This window comes from Maricaulis sp. (assembly GCF_039978735.1).
In the GTDB taxonomy this organism is placed as follows: Bacteria; Pseudomonadota; Alphaproteobacteria; order Caulobacterales; family Maricaulaceae; genus Maricaulis.
This window is the reverse complement of sequence record NZ_JBDWAS010000035.1, coordinates 120,844-138,492: the sequence shown is the minus strand read 5'-3', so window position 1 is coordinate 138,492 and position 17,649 is coordinate 120,844. Positions and strand designations below refer to the sequence as shown.

17 protein-coding genes and 1 pseudogene are annotated in these 17,649 nt (G+C 65.8%); 14 read left to right on the top strand and 4 right to left on the bottom strand.

The features are described from left to right. The first annotated feature begins 48 nt into the window (after positions 1 to 48). From pstC to phoB, 5 genes and pseudogenes are all read left to right on the top strand, one after another. The gene (gene pstC / locus ABJO18_RS09705) at positions 49 to 1,749 is read left to right on the top strand and encodes a phosphate ABC transporter permease subunit PstC (RefSeq protein ID WP_348506850.1); all 1,701 of its coding nucleotides are present in this window, start codon (positions 49 to 51) and stop codon (positions 1,747 to 1,749) included. After that, positions 1,742 to 3,487, top strand: a complete 1,746-nt coding sequence (pstA, locus tag ABJO18_RS09700; protein ID WP_348506849.1) for a phosphate ABC transporter permease PstA — start codon at positions 1,742 to 1,744, stop codon at positions 3,485 to 3,487. The genes pstC and pstA overlap by 8 nt, the downstream gene beginning before the upstream one ends. After that, a pseudogene (gene pstB / locus ABJO18_RS09695) lies at positions 3,481 to 4,307 on the top strand (phosphate ABC transporter ATP-binding protein PstB). Before pstA ends, pstB begins: the two are co-directional and overlap by 7 nt. Positions 4,308 to 4,336: 29 nt before the next feature. Then, positions 4,337 to 5,023 carry a phosphate signaling complex protein PhoU gene (gene phoU, locus ABJO18_RS09690; protein ID WP_348506848.1) on the top strand — a complete coding sequence of 229 codons (687 nt, stop codon included), beginning with the start codon at positions 4,337 to 4,339 and terminating at the stop codon, positions 5,021 to 5,023. Between the two features lie 25 nt (positions 5,024 to 5,048). Continuing rightward, positions 5,049 to 5,738 (top strand): phosphate regulon transcriptional regulator PhoB, encoded by a 690-nt coding sequence (gene phoB, locus ABJO18_RS09685; protein ID WP_291883368.1) that lies wholly within the window; start codon positions 5,049 to 5,051, stop codon positions 5,736 to 5,738. Here the strand turns inward: phoB and ABJO18_RS09680 are convergent. Continuing rightward, positions 5,714 to 6,625, bottom strand: coding sequence for a LysR family transcriptional regulator (locus ABJO18_RS09680; RefSeq protein ID WP_348515860.1), 912 nt, complete (start codon positions 6,623 to 6,625; stop codon positions 5,714 to 5,716). The genes phoB and ABJO18_RS09680 overlap by 25 nt on opposite strands. 110 nt (positions 6,626 to 6,735) lie before the next feature. Here ABJO18_RS09680 and ABJO18_RS09675 point away from each other — a divergent pair, with 110 nt between their 5' ends. The 3 genes from ABJO18_RS09675 to ABJO18_RS09665 are packed head-to-tail and all read left to right on the top strand — an operon-like array spanning position 6,736 to position 9,242. Continuing rightward, on the top strand, positions 6,736 to 7,710 hold the full coding sequence (locus ABJO18_RS09675) for a cyclase family protein (protein WP_348507134.1): 975 nt from the start codon (positions 6,736 to 6,738) through the stop codon (positions 7,708 to 7,710). A gap of 3 nt (positions 7,711 to 7,713) precedes the next feature. Beyond that, a complete protein-coding gene (locus ABJO18_RS09670) occupies positions 7,714 to 8,601 on the top strand; it encodes an EamA family transporter (protein WP_348507133.1) in 888 nt (295 codons plus the stop codon). Then, complete coding sequence (locus tag ABJO18_RS09665; RefSeq protein WP_348507132.1) at positions 8,598 to 9,242, top strand: NAD(P)H-binding protein; 645 nt, start codon at positions 8,598 to 8,600, stop codon at positions 9,240 to 9,242. Before ABJO18_RS09670 ends, ABJO18_RS09665 begins: the two co-directional genes overlap by 4 nt. 15 nt (positions 9,243 to 9,257) lie before the next feature. On the opposite strand, the gene ABJO18_RS09660 is transcribed toward ABJO18_RS09665, so the two are convergent. Then, a complete protein-coding gene (locus tag ABJO18_RS09660; protein WP_348507131.1) occupies positions 9,258 to 10,175 on the bottom strand; it encodes a hydrogen peroxide-inducible genes activator in 918 nt (305 codons plus the stop codon). Positions 10,176 to 10,372: 197 nt separating this feature from the next. On the opposite strand from ABJO18_RS09660, the gene ABJO18_RS09655 reads away from it, so the two are divergent. Together ABJO18_RS09655 and ABJO18_RS09650 are read left to right on the top strand one after the other, a co-directional pair. Beyond that, positions 10,373 to 11,341, top strand: coding sequence for a sodium-dependent bicarbonate transport family permease (locus ABJO18_RS09655; RefSeq protein WP_348507130.1), 969 nt, complete (start codon positions 10,373 to 10,375; stop codon positions 11,339 to 11,341). Beyond that, positions 11,338 to 11,637, top strand: a complete 300-nt coding sequence (locus ABJO18_RS09650) for a hypothetical protein (RefSeq protein WP_348507129.1) — start codon at positions 11,338 to 11,340, stop codon at positions 11,635 to 11,637. Before ABJO18_RS09655 ends, ABJO18_RS09650 begins: the two co-directional genes overlap by 4 nt. A gap of 67 nt (positions 11,638 to 11,704) precedes the next feature. Here the strand turns inward: ABJO18_RS09650 and ABJO18_RS09645 are convergent, their stop codons facing one another. Further along, positions 11,705 to 12,436 (bottom strand): carbonic anhydrase family protein, encoded by a 732-nt coding sequence (locus ABJO18_RS09645; RefSeq protein WP_348507128.1) that lies wholly within the window; start codon positions 12,434 to 12,436, stop codon positions 11,705 to 11,707. 170 nt (positions 12,437 to 12,606) lie between these two features. Here ABJO18_RS09645 and ABJO18_RS09640 point away from each other — a divergent pair, with 170 nt between their 5' ends. Then, complete coding sequence (locus ABJO18_RS09640) at positions 12,607 to 13,635, top strand: glycoside hydrolase family 5 protein (protein ID WP_348515859.1); 1,029 nt, start codon at positions 12,607 to 12,609, stop codon at positions 13,633 to 13,635. Between the two features lie 87 nt (positions 13,636 to 13,722). Here the strand turns inward: ABJO18_RS09640 and ABJO18_RS09635 are convergent, their stop codons facing one another. Next, entirely contained in the window at positions 13,723 to 14,262 is a 540-nt protein-coding gene (locus ABJO18_RS09635; RefSeq protein WP_271185607.1) for a GcrA family cell cycle regulator, read from the bottom strand. Between the two features lie 205 nt (positions 14,263 to 14,467). On the opposite strand from ABJO18_RS09635, the gene ABJO18_RS09630 reads away from it, so the two are divergent. The 3 genes from ABJO18_RS09630 (at position 14,468) to ABJO18_RS09620 (ending at position 17,484) form a co-directional block, all read left to right on the top strand. Further along, entirely contained in the window at positions 14,468 to 15,280 is an 813-nt protein-coding gene (locus ABJO18_RS09630; protein ID WP_348507126.1) for an ABC transporter permease, read from the top strand. Positions 15,281 to 15,347: 67 nt separating this feature from the next. Beyond that, positions 15,348 to 16,532 carry an aspartate aminotransferase family protein gene (locus tag ABJO18_RS09625; RefSeq protein ID WP_348515858.1) on the top strand — a complete coding sequence of 395 codons (1,185 nt, stop codon included), beginning with the start codon at positions 15,348 to 15,350 and terminating at the stop codon, positions 16,530 to 16,532. A gap of 28 nt (positions 16,533 to 16,560) precedes the next feature. Beyond that, positions 16,561 to 17,484 carry an Hsp33 family molecular chaperone gene (locus ABJO18_RS09620; RefSeq protein WP_348507040.1) on the top strand — a complete coding sequence of 308 codons (924 nt, stop codon included), beginning with the start codon at positions 16,561 to 16,563 and terminating at the stop codon, positions 17,482 to 17,484. The last annotated feature ends 165 nt before the right edge of the window (positions 17,485 to 17,649 follow it).

The following is a 17,649-nucleotide window of genomic DNA, read 5'->3' as shown; positions in this document are numbered from 1 at the left end:
GCCTGCCGCGCAGCCGGCCCGAAGCCGGACGTCCGAAGGACACTTTGAATGTCAGTGATCGCCATCGTTGCTCTCATGGTCATCGTCATGCTGGCGGGCGGGTTCTATGTCGGCCGGGCGCGGGCGATCGGCGCGGTGAACGGCAATACGGTCCGTCTCCACTCGCTGCCGAACTATCATGGCTATTATGTTGCGATCTGGACCGGCCTGCCGGCTTTTCTGCTGCTCGCTGCCTACGGCATTTTCGGTGGACAGGCCGTTGAACGCCTGACCTTTTCCGAGCTTCAGCGCGAAGCCAGCGCTCTGAATGCCCGTGTCGACGAGCGCCTTCTGTCGGATGCCGAGTATGAGGAATTCCGTGGCGCGGCCCTGCAGCTGCGCGAGCGCGTCAATGCCATCGGCGACGACATGCAGCGCCTGCGCAGCGCACGTGGCGAGGAGCGCGATCCGGCCCGTCTCGAACAGTTGCAGCAGGACCAGCGCGAAGCGCTGAATGCCGCAACGGCTGCCGAAGAGGCCGCGATCGCCCGGCGCGCCGAACTGGTCGCAGCCGTCGGCAGCGAGGCCGAGGCCGCCGGCGCGTCGATGCGTCAGCTCGCGGGCTTCGAGCTCGTCCAGGCGCCGCGTGAACAACGCCAGCTCTTCCTGTCCGATGCCATGCAGATCGCCAACGGGGCGCTGTCCAGCCGCGAGAGCGCCGAACTGAACGCCGCCGCCCGTATCGTGGCCCGCTATCAGGATCGCATCCGATATCTCGTGGCTGTTCTGGCGCTGGCTTTTGCAGCCGGCGGTCTGTTGCGCACGCGCAGCCAGGTCATCCCGGATTTCCGCGCCCGCAACCATGTCGAGCGGCTGATCACCGGCCTGCTGCTCCTTTCCTCCGTGCTGGCGATCCTGACCACGGTCGGCATCGTCTTCTCGCTGTTGTTCGAGAGCATCCGTTTTTTCTCGACCGTGCCGATCTCCGAATTCCTGTTCGGCCTGCAATGGTCGCCCCAGATCGCCCTGCGTGCCGACCAGGTCGGCCAGTCCGGCGCCTTCGGCGCGGTGCCGCTGTTTGCCGGTACGGCGCTGATCACGCTGATCGCGATGGCCGTGGCCGTGCCGATCGGTCTCCTGTCGGCGATCTACCTGTCCGAATATGCCGGCCCGCGCTTCCGCGCGACGGCCAAGCCGGTGCTGGAAATCCTCGCCGGTATCCCGACGGTCGTCTACGGCTTCTTCGCGCTGCTGACGGTGGGCCCGGCGATCCGCGGCCTGTTCACCTGGCTCGGTTTCGACGATGTGGTGACCCAGAGCGCGCTCTCGGCCGGACTCGTGATGGGTGTGATGATCATCCCCTTCATCTCCTCGCTGTCCGACGATGTGATCAATTCCGTGCCGCAGACACTGCGCGACGGCTCCTATGCCATGGGCGCGACCCGTTCGGAGACGATCACGCGTGTCGTGATGCCGGCGGCCCTGCCGGGCATTGTCGGCGCGATCCTGCTGGCCGTGTCGCGTGCCGTTGGCGAGACCATGATCGTCGTCATGGCCGCGGGCCAGGGCGCCAATCTGACCGCAAATCCGCTGGAATCGGTGACGACCATCACCGTGCAGATCGTCATGCTGCTGACGGGCGACCAGGAATTCGACAGCCCCAAGACCCTGTCGGCCTTTGCGCTGGGTCTCGTCCTGTTTGTCATCACCCTGATCATGAACGTCATCGCCCTGCGTGTGGTCCAGAGATACCGGGAAAAATATGACTGATACGTCCGACACCACGTCCATTCGCGATGCGGTGAGCCGTCAATTGCCGCGGCGCTACCGGGCCGAGCTGCGCTTCCGCGCGGCCGGGCTGGCCGCCGTGGCGTCGGCCGTCGGCATCCTGGTGATCCTGCTGATCTCGATCCTGTCCCAGGGCCTGCCCGCCTTCACCGTCAACCAGCTGGTCCTGCCGGTGCATCTCGACCGCTCCGTGGTCGATCCGGAAGGCGATGCCAGCGAAGCCTCGCTGCGCCGCGGCGCCTACAGCCGCGTCCTTCAGGATGCCATCCGGGCCGAATTCCCCGAGGTCACGGCGCGCCGCGACCTGCGCAACCTGTTCGGCCTTTATACGCCGCTCAACGCGACCCGGTTGATGGATGCGGTTCTGGCCGATCCGTCGCTGGTCGGCGAGACCTACACCTTCCGCATGCCGATCGCCGACGATCTCGATCTCTATCTCAAGGGCCGGCTTGTCGAAGACCGGACGCTTTTGACCGGCGGTCTCCTGACGATCGAGGATGCGGGCGACGGGTTGGTACTGCGCTCAAGCGCGCCGGACTTCTCCAGCCTGGTCGAGGACGCGATGGCGACCATGCGGGCCGAGGCGACGGCGCTCGACGCACGCGCGCTGCGGGCGCGCAATCTGGCGGCCGAGCTTGAGGGAAGCGATGCCGAGGATGCGCTCTATGAAGCCGAGCGCCTGTCCGCCCAGGCGCAGGTCCTGCGCGAGGAACTCGCCGAGAATGACGGCCGGATCGAGCTGAACCGGGACCTGCCCACCATCCTCGTCGAGTTGAGCGGTGTTGCCGTGCGGTTGACCGCGCTCGACGCGAATGGCCGGTCGGCCAGCGGTGAAGTGATGCTGGGTGACGCTGCAGGCATCTCTGGCGCAACGGACTGGACGCTCTATGTGATCGAGACGCCGGAAAGCCGCCGCCGGGTTTCCGACCAGGCCATCGTCTGGACCCGGGCGCTGGAGGCCCGCGGCCTCGTGCGTACCGATTTCAACACCTACCTCTTCAGCAATGCCGACAGCCGCGAGCCGGAACTGGCGGGTGTGAAGGGCGCGCTGTTCGGCTCGATCCTGACCATGCTGATCGTGATCTGCCTGTCAGTGCCGGTCGGTGTGTTCACGGCGATCTATCTGGAAGAGTACGCGCCGAAGAACCGGCTGACCGACCTGATCGAGGTCAATATCAACAACCTGGCCGCCGTTCCGTCCATCGTGTTCGGCCTGCTGGGCCTGGCGGTCTTCATCAACGCGTTCGGCCTGCCGCGTTCAGCGCCGCTGGTCGGCGGGCTGGTGCTCTCGCTGATGACGTTGCCGACGGTGATCATCGCCTCGCGCGCCGCTCTCAAGGCCGTGCCGCAATCGATCCGCCAGGCGGCGCTCGCCGTCGGCGCATCCAAGACGCAGTCGGTGTTCCACCATGTGCTGCCGCTGGCGGCGCCGGGCATCCTCACAGGCTCCATTATCGGCCTGGCCCAGGCGCTGGGCGAAACCGCGCCGCTCCTGATGATCGGCATGGTCGCTTTCATCGCCGACGCGCCGACGCTGGGCCTGGAAGGCCTGACCCAGCCGGCCACGGTGATGCCCGTGCAGGTCTTCCTGTGGTCCGACGGTGCCGAACGGGCCTTCGAGGCGCGCACCGCGGCCGCCATTCTTGTTCTTCTGGCGCTGATGATCGGCTTCAATGCCCTGGCGATCTATCTGCGCCGCCGTTTCGAGCGGAGATGGTAACCCCATGCCCGACAATCAGTCCCACATCCTCGACCAGAATGCCGGCTTCGGCGAAACCGAGCCGCCGATCAAGGTGGTCGCGCGGGATGTCTGTGTCGCCTATGACGGCAAGCAGGCTCTCAACCATGTCTCGATCGACATTCCGGACCGCTCGGTGACGGCTTTCATCGGGCCGTCCGGCTGCGGCAAGTCGACTTTCCTGCGTTGTCTCAACCGCATGAATGACACGATCGAGGGGGCCCGGGTGACCGGCTCGCTGAAGATCGATGGCGCCGAGGTGAACGACAAGTCGATCGATCCCGTCGTGCTGCGCGCCAGCGTCGGCATGGTGTTCCAGAAGCCCAACCCGTTCCCCAAGTCGATCTATGACAATGTCGCCTACGGTCCGCGCATTCACGGCCTGGCCCTGTCGCGTGACGATCTGGACGGGATTGTCGAGAGCAGCCTGAAGAAGGCCGGGCTGTGGGACGAGGTGGCCGACCGCCTGAACGATCCGGGCACCAGCCTGTCCGGCGGCCAGCAGCAGCGTCTGGTGATTGCCCGCGCGATCGCGATCAATCCGGAAGTCATCTTGATGGACGAGCCGTGTTCGGCGCTCGACCCGATCGCGACGGCCAAGATCGAGGAACTGATCGACGAGCTGCGCGAGAATTACTGCATCATCATCGTGACCCACTCGATGCAGCAGGCCGCCCGCGTGTCCCAGCGCACCGCCTTCTTCCATATGGGCACGCTGGTCGAATTCGGCCGCACCGAGGACATCTTCACGAACCCGCGCGATCCGCGCACGCAGGACTACATCACAGGGCGCTTCGGCTAGGGGCCGGCGCCAGATGAGGAGGTAGCGCAATGGCGCTGTCCAAGACCGCACATATCGTCACCGCCTATGGCGAGGAGCTCGACCAGCTGGCCGACGAACTCGCCCGCATGGGCGGCATGGTGGAAACCCAGCTGGAAACGGCGCTCTCTGCCATTGTCCGCCGCGATGCCAGCCTCGTGGCAGGCGTGCGCGAGCGCGAGAAGCAGGTCAACGCGATGCAGGACGATGTCGAAAAGCGCGTGCTGCGTCTCTTCGCCCTGCGTCAGCCGCTGGCCACCGATCTTCGCATGACGATTTCCGCGCTGAAGATCGCCAGCGATCTCGAACGCGTCGGCGATCTCGCCAAGAATATCGCCTACCGGGCGGAGGACCTGGCCGAATACGCGCCGCTCTCCCTGCTCGACCAGGTCGAGCGGCTCGGCGCGATCGTCGTGAAACAGCTGCACGAAGTGCTCGATGCCCTGTCCTCGGCCGATGTCGAACCGGCGATCCGGGTCTGGCGCACCGATGACGAGGTCGACGAACGCTATAACGCGCTCGTGCGGCAGATGCTGATGAGCATGACCGAAGATCCGGGCCAGGTAGAGCCGGGTGTTCACATCCTTTTTGTGGCGAAGAATCTCGAACGTATCGGCGACCACGCGACGAATGTCGCCGAGGCTGTGCACTTCATGGTGACAGCCGGGCCGCTCGAGGCGGACGACGCCAAATCTTGATGACCTTGATCGTGGAGACGGAACGATGAAGCCTCAAGTTCTCGTGGTCGAAGACGAAGACGCCCTCGCCACCCTGTTGCAGTACAATCTGGAAAAGGAAGGCTATCAGGTCTCCGTCGCCGGTGACGGTGAGGACGCCCTGATGCAGGCCGAGGAGACCACGCCGGACCTGGTGCTCGTCGACTGGATGCTGCCCAAGGTCTCCGGGATCGAGGTCTGCCGCCGCCTGCGCGGCCGCCAGGAAACCGCCAATGTGCCGATCATCATGCTGACGGCGCGCGGCGAGGAGACCGACCGGGTACGCGGGCTCGATACGGGCGCTGACGACTATGTCGTCAAACCCTTCTCGATGACCGAGCTCTTTGCCCGTATCCGCGCCGTGCTGCGCCGGATCCGCCCGGGCCTCGCCGAGGATGTGATCACCGCCGGTGACATCACGATGGACCGGGTCGCGCACCGCGTGAAACGCTCTGACCGTGAGATCCATCTCGGCCCGACGGAATTCCGCTTGCTGGACTATCTCATGCAGCATCCCGGCCGGGTTTTCTCGCGCGAGCAATTGCTCGATGCGGTCTGGGGTTCGGATGTCTATGTCGAGGCGCGCACGGTGGACGTCCATGTCGGCCGCCTCCGCAAGGCGCTGAACACCAAGGAAGAGCGCGATCCCATCCGCACCGTCCGTTCGGCCGGCTACGCTTTCGACGTCAACGCCTGAGCCTCCGCATATTCGGCGACCAGAAAGTCGATGAGCGCGCGCACTTTTGGCGCGCGCTCGCGATGGGCTGGATAGACGGCATGGATATGCTGGTCGTCGACATGCCAGTCCGGCAGGATGCGCTGCAGCCTGCCCTCGGCCAGCGGCCCGCCGGCGACGAAGTCCGGCAGCAGGACAATGCCGCAGCCCGCGATCGCGGACGTGCACAGCGCAATCGAATTGTTGATGCGCTGATTGCCGGCAACCACAATCTCGACCGTCTCTTCGCCGCGCCGGAAGACCCAGCTGTTCGGCTGTGCCGCCATCGTGAAGACGAGACAGTTGTGGCTGGTCAGCGCCTCCGGCGTTTCCGGCGTGCCATGGCGGGCCAGATACTCCGCCGACGCACACAGCAGGCGGTGCAGCGGGCGCAGACGCCGCGCTTTCAGGCTAGAATCGGGCAGGGGGCCGCTGCCACGCAGCGCGACATCGAAACCGTCTTCCAGCAGGTCGGCCTGCCGGTCGTTGAACTCCACATCGAGGATCAGCTCCGGATAGCGCTGCTGGAAGCGCGGAAGCCGCTCGGCCAGGTCTGTGAGGCCAAACGACATGGGGGCGGAGATGCGCAGCCGCCCCCTTGGTGACGCGTCGGACCCGCTGGCGGCCTCGTCGGCGTGAGCAAGCGCTTCGAGGATCTCCACCGCCCGGTCGTAATAGGCCTGCCCGGTATCGGTGAGCCGGAGTTTGCGGGTGGTGCGCACGAGGAGCTGGGCGCCGAGTTCCGCCTCCAGGGCGCTGACGGTCTTGCTGACCCCGGCATTGGACAGATCGAGATCGCGCGCCGCTGCGCTGAACCCGTTCAGCTCCACCACACGGCGGAAAATCTGCAAGGCGCGAAACTTGTCCATTTTTCACTCCAGGTAAAAAGAGTTCTCGATAATGCCGTCTTTGTCTTCTCATGTGAACGAATAAATACGGGAGCGCCGGATCGGTCCGGCGACAAATCCCGGAGGACGATATGAGACATTTCCTGATCGCCAGCCTGCTGGCCCCGCTGACCAGCCTGGCTCCGGCCCTGGGCCAGGACGCCGTCGGCACCAGCCCCTGGGGGCCGGATGACGAGCTTGGACGCCTGAACCTGATGACCGACGAAAGCCGTGCCGCCATTCTCGGCCGGATCGCTGGCGGACGCGCCTATGACCTGTCGGTCGAGTATTTCATCGGCATGCCCGGCTGGCACGCGGCCGGCGACCCCCGCTACCAGATCTGGATGACCCACACGCCGCGAGGTACCGTGGTCGACGATCCGATGGGGGTGGGTGAGGCGCAGAACGGGCATGTGTCCTACACGGGCTCCGCGGTCTCGATGTACACCCACACCGGCACGCATATCGATGCGCTCAACCACTTCGGTGTCGACGGCCGGATCTGGAACGGCTTCTCCGCCGACGAGCATCTCGGCGACCGCGGCTGGCAGGTCACCGGCGCGGAAACCATTCCGCCCATCATCGCCCGCGGCGTGATGATCGATGTTGCCGCTGCGCTCGGCGTCGACCGGCTGGAGGACGGCTATCGCATTTCGCGTGCCGATCTGCAGCAGGCGCTGGAGCGGCAGGACACGCCGCTGCACGAAGGCGATGTGGTGCTGATCCGCACCGGCCGCATGCAGGATTATGAGACGGCGGCACGCTACATGGAAAACCCACCGGGCCTGGGCATGGATGCGGCGCGCTTCCTGGTCGAGGAGGGTGGCGCGATGATTGTCGGTGCCGACAATCTCAGCCTGGAAGCCTTCCCGTCCGAAGTGCCGGGCAATTATGTCCCGCTGCACACCTACCTGCTCGCCCAGCACGGGGTACCGATCATGGAACTCGTCAATCTGGAAGGGCTCGCCCGGGACGGTGTCCACGAATTCGCATTCATCGGCGGATCGCTGAAACTGCGCGGGGCCGATGCCGCGCCGATGCGTCCCGTCGCCCTGCCGGTGGAGTAGTTCATGCCCCGTACCTTCGACATTCTCCTGACGGCGCTGGCGCCGGCGATCTGGGGCAGCACCTATCTGGTGACCACCCAGTGGCTGCCGGACGGATACCCCGTCACGCTCGCCCTGCTGCGGGCCCTGCCCGCCGGGCTCCTGCTGCTGCTGTTCGTGCGCCGTCTGCCCGCCGGCGCATGGTGGGGCCGGGCCTTTGTGCTCGGTGCGCTGAACTTCACCGTGTTCTGGATCTGCCTCTTCGTGGCGGCCTACCGTCTGCCCGGCGGGATCGCCGCCACAGTCGGTGCCGTCCAGCCGCTGATCGTGCTGGGCCTGGCCCGGCTGGCACTGGGCACGGCCGTCCGCCCGCTTGCCGTGATCGCCGCGGCCGGCGGACTGGCCGGCGTGGCCCTGCTCCTGGCATCGCCGCAGGCCGGCTTCGACCCGATCGGTGTCCTGGCAGCCCTGGGCGGTGCGGCATCGATGGCCACCGGGACCGTGCTGACCCGGCGCTGGGGACCGCAGGTTCCGCTGCTCACCCTGACCGCGTGGCAGCTGACCGCGGGCGGGCTGCTGCTCCTGCCGCTCGCGCTCCTTGTCGAACCGCCGCTCCCCGCGCTGGACGCCGGGCATATCGCCGGTTTCGCCTATCTGGCCGTGATCGGTGCGGCCCTGACCTATGTCCTGTGGTTCCGCGGCATTGCCCGGCTGGGGCCGTCGGCCGCGACCATGCTGGGCTTTCTGAGCCCGGTCAGCGCGGTCGTGCTGGGCTGGGTGGTGCTGGGCGAGCGGCTGGACGCGATCCAGTTTGCCGGCGCCGGCCTGGTGCTGGCCAGTATCTGGCTCAGCCAGCGCGCCACCCGCGCGCCGGCCGTGGCCTTGTCGGCAAAGCAGGGAGGCACGGCATGAAGCGGATCGCCGTATTCGGTGCGGCCGGGTCTGTCGGGCGCTGTGTTGTGAGCGAGGCGCTCGATCGGGGACATGAGGTCACCGGTGTGGTGCGCAATCCTCAGCGGGCGGCTGGCTTGCCGGATCTGGCTGTTCCCGCCTTCGCCGAAGCGAGCGACGGGGCGGCGATCCGCGCCGTGCTGCGCGACCAGGATGTGGCGGTGATGGCGCTGCGGCCGCCCGCCGGCCGGGAAGCCGAGCTGGTCGGCTATACCCGCACCCTGCTCGATACGGCCGTCGAGACCGGCGTGCCGGTCGTGATCGTCGGCGGAGCGGCAAGCCTGCGCTTTCCCGACCAGCCGGCCTGGACCGTGCTGACCCGGCCGGGCTTCCTGCCCGACGCCGTCCGGCCCATCGCGCAGGCCTGCCATGCCCAGCGCGACGCCGTGCTGTCCACAGGCGGTGAGGGCTGGTCCCACATCTGTCCGCCTGCCAGCCTCGAGCCGGGCCGGCGCACGGGCCGCTACCGGCTGGGAACAGACATGCTGGTGACGGGAGAAGACGGCCGCTCGGCCATCTCGGTCGAAGACTTCGCCATTGCGATTGTCGACGAGGCCGAGAGCCGCGCTCATGCCGGGCGCAGTTTCACGGTCGGCTGGTAGGCGTGGCGGACGCCGCTATCGCATACGCGGTGCGAGTGCGGCCTGTGCTGCCTCGCGCATGATGTCCGCGACCGCGTTGAAGCCGGTCGACAGGGGGGATCCGGGCCGCCAGATCAGCGCGATATCGCGTTCGGCGCCCGGGTCGTCGATCCGCCGGAAGACCAGGCTGTCATCGCGCTCGGCCTCGCAGCGGACATAGAGTTCCGGCAGCACGGCGACACCGGCACCGAGTGCCGCCATATGGCGGATGGCATCCAGGCTGGTCCCTTCATAATCGGCCGGCAGATGCCCGCCCGACCGTTCGGCCAGATCCGCGACCAGCCGGTTCAGGCGGTGACCGAGCGCCAGCGTCAGGAAGGCACGGCCGGACAGCTCGGCCAGACTGACGGGCCCGCGCGTCTGCGCAAGCGGATCGTCCGGTGGTACGGCGATCCACAGGCGTTCATGGAACAGGGCGGCGCCGGTACAGCCGGGATGATCCTCCGGTGCGGAAATGACGACATCCATGCGCCCGTCGCTCAGGGCCTGGTTCAGCACCACGGAGGATTCCTCCCGGATCGACAGGCGAAGCTGGGGATAGCGCGCATGCAGGCGGGCCGTGCAGCGCGGCAGAAGATAGGGGCCGATCGTCGGCAGCACGCCGAGGCGGACCTGTCCGACCAGCCCGTCCCGGCCGTACTGGGCGAGCCGCTTGATATCGGACATCGACTGCAGGACCTCGCGTGCGCGGGCCAGCAATTCGCGGCCGAGCGGTGTCGCGATCGCGCCGTTCCGCCCCCGTTCGAACACCTTGAAACCGAGATGGCTTTCCGCCTCGGCCACCTGCGCGGACAGGCTGGGCTGGCTGACATGCATGCTGTGGGCGGCGCTGGAAAAGCGTCCGGTCTCGTCGATTGCGACCAGGTATTCGAGCTGCCGGAAGGTCGGACGCATATATAGTTTTTTCCTAATGAAAGAACAGCATCCATATATTTCCACTCATTATGGCTGCCGTCTAGAGCGTACCCACTCGCCTCTGCGCCGGCCTCACCTCCGGTCCCAAAGCCGCCGGTGCAGAGAATTGTCCGGCAACCGCCCCTTGCCCCCTCTCTCGGCGGTTGCCGGACTTATCTCACCAGAAGGATCAGGTTTTGGAACACGGCTCCATTGCGCTCGCGACGCTGGCCTCGCCGCCGGTCCTGTTTTTTGTTCTCGGACTGGCTGCGGCGTTCATACGGTCCGACCTGAAATTCCCCGAAGCCTTTGCAAAGGGCCTGTCGCTCTTCCTGATCATGGCGATCGGCTTCAAGGGCGGGGCCGAAATGGCGCGCGCCAGCCTGGGCGACATCATTCCGGTCCTGCTGGCCGGGGTCGTGCTGTCCGCAGCCCTGCCGGCCCTGAGCTTCGGCCTCCTGCGTGCCACGACCTCGCTGCCGCGGGTCGACATGGCCGCCATCGCCGCCCATTACGGATCGATATCCATCGTCACATTCATCGCCGCCTCCGATGCCGCGCGCATGCTGCAGCTGGACACCGGCGGCGCCATGGTGGCGGTGGCCGCGGCGATGGAAGCGCCGGCCATCCTGACCGGCCTCCTGCTGGCCGGTGCTGCAGGGCGCAGCGGCGGTTTGCGGCTGGCCGAACCGCTGACCAATGGCTCGATCGTCCTTCTGCTGGGTGCTTTCGCTATCGGCTGGATCTCCGGTGAAACCGGGATGGCGGCGGTCTCACCCCTGTTCGTCGACGCGTTCCGCGGTGTGCTCTGCCTGTTCCTGCTGGATATGGGGCTGATCGCCGGCCGGGGCCTGGTCGAACACGGGCGCAAGATGCGGCCGGGTGTGGTGCTGCACGGGCTCTACATGCCGCTCATCGCGGCGGGCATCGTCCTGGCCATCAGCCGCGGTCTCGGCCTGTCGCCCGGCAATGCGGCCTTGCTGATGACGCTCGCGGCATCGGCCTCCTATATCGCGGTTCCCGCCGCAATGCGGCTCGCTTTGCCGAAGGCCAGGCCCGCGCTTTCGCTCACCCTGTCCCTGGGCATCACCTTTCCGTTCAACCTGCTGATCGGAATTCCGCTCTATTTCACAACGGCGCAGATGGTTCTTGGAGGCGTGCAATGACGGGTTGGAAAACATGTCTTCGTGTCGAGCTGGAAGTGGATGCGGTCCAGGTCGAGCAGGTGGAAACACGCATCGAGGCGCTGGGCGTCACGAGCTGGATCGTACTGTCGGCGCATTCCGGTCGAAGCAGTGACGGCCGATGGAGCCGGGCAGGCCAGGTCACCGCGTCCGGCCGGCGCATGCTGGTCGTCTTCACGATCACCCCGGCGCTCGCCGAAACCATCCGCGATGCCCTGCAGGACGAGATGGTGCGACTGAATGGCGAGATCATCGCCTATCCGGTGACGACACCCTGAAACCAGTCCCCAAATATGAGGGCGCACCGGGAAGAGGTGCGCCCTTTCAAGGTGGGTGTCCGGAGCGTCAGTTGTCCAGCAGGACGTAGCGCCGATTGAGAGGCTGTGGCGGCCGGGCGTTCTCGCCGACAGTGTCGACAAAGGCGTCGATCTGGGCGTCCGAGACGCTGAGCGGGGTGGTGAACACGGTCCAGGAAACGACTTCCGAGCACGGCGGCGTGGTAAGCGAGCCCTCATAGCGGAAGGCGGCCTGGTCCTGCGGCAGCAGGGAGGCCAGGCTGATCGTCCCGTCGATCTCCTCGCGCTCGCCCGGTTCGCCGATGGCATCCCACAATGTGTCGACAGTGGCATGCGCCTCGCCGCGCTCGAACAGCACGCCGACCACGGCGAGATCGCCCTCGCTGGCCGTCACGAAGTGGACTTCCAGCGGATAGGGCTGTCCCTCCACCCAATGCTCGGATGCGGCATGGAAGTGGAACTGCAGGAGGTCGAAGCTGCGGCCGTTCAGCGACAGCTGCGCTGAGCCGGACGGGACGTGATAGGTCACGCCATGCGCGTTGCGCTCGGCCTCGACACCGGAAATGTCGGCGAAGTCGAGGACCGGCCGGACGCCGTCGGCAATAATGCCCGGAACCAGGTCGACCGGGCTTTGCTGCACACCCGCGCTGCACACGGCGAAATCGGGCGACAAGGCGCCCCAGTTCTCCGGTGCGCCTTCGCCGGCGTAACCCCATTCGTCAGCCAGGGCGGTTCCGGCCGGAACCGTCGCGGCCAGCAGACCCGCAATCACGTATTTCATGGCGTCTCCTTTGTCTTGAGCCGCTGAGGATTTGGGGCCTGTTTTCCATGCCTTCTAATTCAAAAATGCCGTCGATATGATAGTTAAAACCTATGATATGAAAGATGCGGATCGTGAGAGGCTGTGCCCGGGACCGGGCTCTGGCGCCGGCCGGGAGAGACGCGATGCACATGATTTCCAGAACCGTGATCCTGGGCACGGCCCTTCTTGCGGCCTGCGAAGGACCGGCGGACTCGCGCGTGCAGGCTGCGCCCGATCCGGCGCGGCAATCACTCGCTGTCGACACGCCGCCGGTCGCGCGCTGCATGAACCTGTCCGGCGCGCTGGAAGCTGAATACGAAGGCGCCTGGGGTTACACGATCGAGTTCGGCCATATCGATGCCATCGCCGGGGCCGGTTTCGACACGATCCGTCTGCCGGTGCGCTGGTCGGCGCATTTGCGTGCCGGCGATCGTATCGACCCCGCCGTGCTGGCCCGGGTCGATGCGATCATCGATCACGCCCTGTCACGCGGACTGAGCGTGATTGTCGATGTCCACCATTTCGACGCCCTGATGCGCGATCCCGAGGGCCGTCTGCCGCAGCTGGCGGCGATCTGGCAGCAACTGGCCGAGCACTATGCCGGCTATCCTGACACGCTGATCTTCGAACTGCTCAACGAGCCAACCGACCGCGTCAGCGCGGCCCAGGTCAATGCGATCAATGCACACCTGCTCGATGTGGTCCGCGCGGTCTCGCCGGAGCGGTGGGTGATCCTGTCCTCGGCCCGCTGGAACAACATCGAGGGCCTCGTGCAGACCGAGGTGCCTGCGGACGATCCGCGGGTCATGACGACGGTGCACTATTACTCGCCCTTCGAGTTTACCCATCAGGGCGCGCCCTGGTCGAACCAGTCACGGACCGGCATCGAGTGGGGCGGTCCGGCCGACGAGGCGGAACTTGCCCGCGACTTCGACATCGTGGCGCAGTATGCGCAGACCCAGAACGTGCCGGTCCTGGTTGGTGAGTTCGGGGTCTATTACGAAGTGCCCGAACATCTGCGCGCGCGCTGGGTGGGGGCGGTGCGCCAGGCGTCGGAAGAGCGCGGCTTTGCCTGGTGTCACTGGGGTTTTGCCACCACCCTGCGGGCCTATAATCGCCGCACGGACAGCTGGATCCCCGAAATGCGCGAGGCGCTGGTGGGCGATCCGCCCGACTGACCGTTCATACGGAAGCACAAAAGAAAACGGCCGCCCCGAAAGAGGCGGCCGCATTACCGGACCCGAGGGTGAGGGCAGGGCCGGTGATCAGAAATTATAGCGCCGGGTTGCGGCGATCGCGTCGAGGGCGGCCCCGGCATCGCTGGTGCGGCGGCGGCGCTTGGCGCTCGGCTGGTAGGCCATCGAGGAGTGGGCCTCGCAATAGGCATTGCCGCCGGCGGTCTTGCGGCCGCAGAAGCGGAACTCGGCCTGGGCGGGGTCGCCGATCGGCCATTTGCACATCGAGTCACGCAGGGTGAGCACGGTGGCAAATTCGCCAGACGGCAGGACGGCAGGCTCCACCGGCGCCGGCTTGGGAGCAGCCGGGGTCGGAGTTGAGGGGGAGGGACGCGACACCGGGCGCTGGGCCGGCGCGGTGGAAGCCGTTGTGGTGCGCGGACGGGAGGGTTTAACAGTGCGGCGGGCCGGGCGCGACGGGGTCGCGCGGCCTGACAAACCGAGGCGGTGGACCTTGCCAATCACGGCATTCCGGGTCACACCCCCCAATTGTTTGGCAATCTGACTGGCGCTCAGGCCTTCCGACCAGAGCTTCTTGAGTTGCTCGACGCGTTCGTCAGTCCAGGCCATCGCACTCATCTCCTGAGTTGGATGCGCTTCATTGCCTTGAATGTCGGCTAAGAGCGCGTATCTCAATTCATGTTTAATTACACTAGATATTGTACCCGCGCTAACTGAGGCCACAAGATCGGGGGATGACCATTCCTGTGGAAAGCTCACTTGCACGCCTAATCGTTAACGCGGATGGTTACCGGGATCTTAAGGGTAATTCGATATGAGTAACGCCAGTTTAACCGGCCTTAACGAGCCCAGAAAATTTGGCTTTATCAATTGGTTAGGTCTCTGGACGCTGTACAAGAAGGAAGTGCGGCGTTTTCTCAAGGTCTACACCCAGACGGTCGCTGCACCGGTCGCAACGACGCTGCTTTACATGACCGTGTTTGCCGTCGCGATCGGCTCGCGGCGGGGCGATGTGAACGGTATCCCCTTCATCGAATTCCTCGCGCCGGGCCTCATCCTGATGGGCCTGTTGAACAATGCCTTCGCCAATTCGGGCTCGTCTATCCTGGTGTCCAAGGTGCAGGGCAATGCCGTCGACTTCCTGATGCCGCCGCTGTCGGCGCTGGAACTGTCGATCGGCTTCATTGCCGGCGCGATGACGCGCGGCATCATGGTGGCGGTGGTGACGGCGGTGACGCTGATCCCCTTCATGAACATCATGCCGCAGCACTGGTGGGCGGTTCTCTATTTCGGGGTATCGGCCTCGGCCATGCTGGGCATGGTCGGCGTGATCGGCGGTCTGTGGGCCGAGAAGTTCGATCACATGGCCGCCGTGACGACCTTCGTGATCACGCCGCTGACCTTCCTGTCGGGCACCTTCTATTCGGTCACGGCGCTGCCCGAACCGATCGCCACGATCAGCCATTTCAATCCCTTCTTCTACATGATCGACGGCTTCCGTTACGGCTTTACAGGCCATGCCGACGGCCATCTCGCCATCGGCGCCGTGCTGGTGCTCGCGATCAACCTTGCACTGGCCGCGGCCTGTTATCTGCTCTTGCGCGCAGGCTGGCGCTTGAAGAGCTGAGCGCGGAGGCCTAGACGAGTATCAAAGGCGTCCGAAAACGGGCGCCGCGATGCTTTTGGAGGACCGCATGCCCGCCCCGATGATGGATACCTATTCGCCGCCCGATCTCGTGTTTGACCACGGTAAGGGAACCCGCCTGTATACCGAGGCTGGCGATGCCTATCTGGACTTCATTTCGGGTATTGCGGTGAACTGTCTGGGCCATGCCCATCCCAAGGCTGTGGCCGCCCTCAACGAGCAGGCCGGCAAGCTCTGGCACCTGTCCAACATGTTCAAGGTGCCCAAGGGGATCGAACTGGCCGAGAAGCTCTGCGCAGCGACCTTCGCCGACCGCGTCTTCTTCACCAATTCCGGCGCCGAGGCGATGGAATGCGCCCTGAAGACGGCGCGCCGCTATCACTTCGTGAACGGCAATCCGCAGCGCTATCGCATCATCACCTTCACCGGCGCCTTCCACGGCCGCACCTTCGGCGCCATCAATGCCGGCGGCAATCCGAAATACCTCGAAGGGTTCGGCCCGGCGATGGAAGGTTTCGACCAGGTCGAATTCGGCGATCTGGATGCCGTGAAGAATGCCGTCACCGAAGAGACCGCGGCGATCTGCGTCGAACCGGTGCAGGGCGAGGGCGGTGTGCGGGCACCGGAAGACAGCTTCCTGCGCGGCCTGCGCCAGATCTGCGACGAGCACGGCCTGATGCTGATCTTTGACGAGGTCCAGTCGGGTGCCGGCCGGACCGGCAAGCTGTTCGCCCACCAATGGGTCGAAGGCGCCGAGCCGGACATCATGGCCGCAGCCAAGGGCATTGGCGGCGGTTTCCCGATGGGCGCCTGCCTGGCGACGGAAGCAGCGGCGGCCGGCATGGTCGTCGGCACGCACGGCTCGACCTATGGCGGCGGCCCGCTGGCCATGGCGGTCGGCAATGTCGTGTTCGACGAGCTGACCTCCGACGGCTTCATGGATCACGTGGTCGACGTCTCCAACTATCTGCGCCAGCAGCTGCACGGCCTGATGGACCGTCACGGCGACAAGATCGCCGAGATCCGCGGGAAGGGTCTGCTGGTCGGGGTGAAGCTGAAAGACGGTTTCGATCCCAAGAAGCTTGCAGGACTGGCCCGCGATCGCCATCTCCTGGTCGGCGCGGCGGGTGACAATGTCTGCCGCATGGCGCCGCCGCTGATCATCACCAAGGACGATGCCAGCGAGGCGGTGGCCATTCTCGACGAAGCGCTCGACGCGCTCGAGGCCAGCTAGTCCAACCCTTGCCGAACGGAGAGACGGCGTGAGCGATCCGCTTGGAGAGCATGACAATATCGTGGCAGGTTTCCAGGTTGAGGGACGGGCCGTTCGCGGCCGTGTCTGCCGCCTGGGATCAACGCTGGACGCGATCCTGTCGGCGCACGCCTATCCCGAACCGGTAGCCCATCTGCTCGGCGAGGCGGTGATCATCGCCGCCCTCGTCGGCGATGCGCTGAAATTCAACGGCCGGCTGATCGTGCAGGCGAACGGGTCGGGTCCGATCCGCTTTGTCGTGGCCGAATATGTCAGTGGCGAGGGCGTGCGCGGCTTTGCCAAGATCGACCGTGAAGCCGTCGAGGCCGTGCTCGCCGATAGCCCGCCCCGCGACACGCTGATGGAGCGTCTCCTGGGCAAGGGCGCTTTCGCGATGACGCTCGACTATGGTCCCGACAAGGACCAGTACCAGGGCGTCGTTCCGCTTGAGGGCGCGTCCCTGTCGCAGGTCGCGGAAGGCTATTTTGCCCAGTCCGAACAGACACCTACGCGCCTGCGGATCGCCATCGGCGAAAGCTGGAAGGAAGGCGAGGCCCGCGCCTGGCGTGGCGGCGGCGCCATGCTGCAGCAGGTCGCCGGCGACGAGACCCGCGGTTCGGCCCGGGATGACTGGGACCATGTCCGCGCGCTCTACGAGACCGTCGAGGATGCCGAACTCCTGGATCCCGACCTCTCGGCCGGAACTCTGCTCTTCCGCCTGTTCAACGAGGACGGGGTGCGCCTGTTCGAGCCCGCGCAGATCGCCCGGCGCTGCTCGTGCGAACGCGAGCGCCTGCTCGGCATCGTCGCCAGCTTCCCGCCCGAAGACCGCGCGGAAATGGAAACCGACGGCGCCATCGTGATGACCTGCGAGTACTGCAACAAGGACTGGGGTTTCGGCCTCGAAGAGGTTGCCGCTGCGGCCAGTCGCTAGCGCATTTCCGAACCGCGAAACCGGTTCCCACTTTCGCTGGAAATGCGCTGTCCCCAGTGGTCGCATTTCCGAACCGCGAAACCGGTCCCCACTTTCGCTGGAAATGCCCGGTCCCAGGGGTCGCACTTCCGGACCGCGAAACCGGTTCCCACTTTCGCTGGAAAT

What these genes read in the sequence shown, in the direction of transcription:
- ABJO18_RS09645 (WP_348507128.1), bottom strand. Translation starts at nt 12,436, where the DNA reads ATGAAATACGTGATTGCGGGTCTGCTGGCCGCGACGGTTCCGGCCGGA.
- ABJO18_RS09665 (WP_348507132.1), top strand. Translation starts at nt 8,598, where the DNA reads ATGAAGCGGATCGCCGTATTCGGTGCGGCCGGGTCTGTCGGGCGCTGT.
- phoU (WP_348506848.1), top strand. Translation starts at nt 4,337, where the DNA reads ATGGCGCTGTCCAAGACCGCACATATCGTCACCGCCTATGGCGAGGAG.
- ABJO18_RS09660 (WP_348507131.1), bottom strand. Translation starts at nt 10,175, where the DNA reads ATGCGTCCGACCTTCCGGCAGCTCGAATACCTGGTCGCAATCGACGAG.
- ABJO18_RS09650 (WP_348507129.1), top strand. Translation starts at nt 11,338, where the DNA reads ATGACGGGTTGGAAAACATGTCTTCGTGTCGAGCTGGAAGTGGATGCG.
- phoB (WP_291883368.1), top strand. Translation starts at nt 5,049, where the DNA reads ATGAAGCCTCAAGTTCTCGTGGTCGAAGACGAAGACGCCCTCGCCACC.
- ABJO18_RS09625 (WP_348515858.1), top strand. Translation starts at nt 15,348, where the DNA reads ATGCCCGCCCCGATGATGGATACCTATTCGCCGCCCGATCTCGTGTTT.
- ABJO18_RS09630 (WP_348507126.1), top strand. Translation starts at nt 14,468, where the DNA reads ATGAGTAACGCCAGTTTAACCGGCCTTAACGAGCCCAGAAAATTTGGC.
- ABJO18_RS09635 (WP_271185607.1), bottom strand. Translation starts at nt 14,262, where the DNA reads ATGGCCTGGACTGACGAACGCGTCGAGCAACTCAAGAAGCTCTGGTCG.
- ABJO18_RS09670 (WP_348507133.1), top strand. Translation starts at nt 7,714, where the DNA reads ATGCCCCGTACCTTCGACATTCTCCTGACGGCGCTGGCGCCGGCGATC.
- ABJO18_RS09680 (WP_348515860.1), bottom strand. Translation starts at nt 6,625, where the DNA reads ATGGACAAGTTTCGCGCCTTGCAGATTTTCCGCCGTGTGGTGGAGCTG.
- ABJO18_RS09640 (WP_348515859.1), top strand. Translation starts at nt 12,607, where the DNA reads ATGATTTCCAGAACCGTGATCCTGGGCACGGCCCTTCTTGCGGCCTGC.
- pstA (WP_348506849.1), top strand. Translation starts at nt 1,742, where the DNA reads ATGACTGATACGTCCGACACCACGTCCATTCGCGATGCGGTGAGCCGT.
- pstC (WP_348506850.1), top strand. Translation starts at nt 49, where the DNA reads ATGTCAGTGATCGCCATCGTTGCTCTCATGGTCATCGTCATGCTGGCG.
- ABJO18_RS09675 (WP_348507134.1), top strand. Translation starts at nt 6,736, where the DNA reads ATGAGACATTTCCTGATCGCCAGCCTGCTGGCCCCGCTGACCAGCCTG.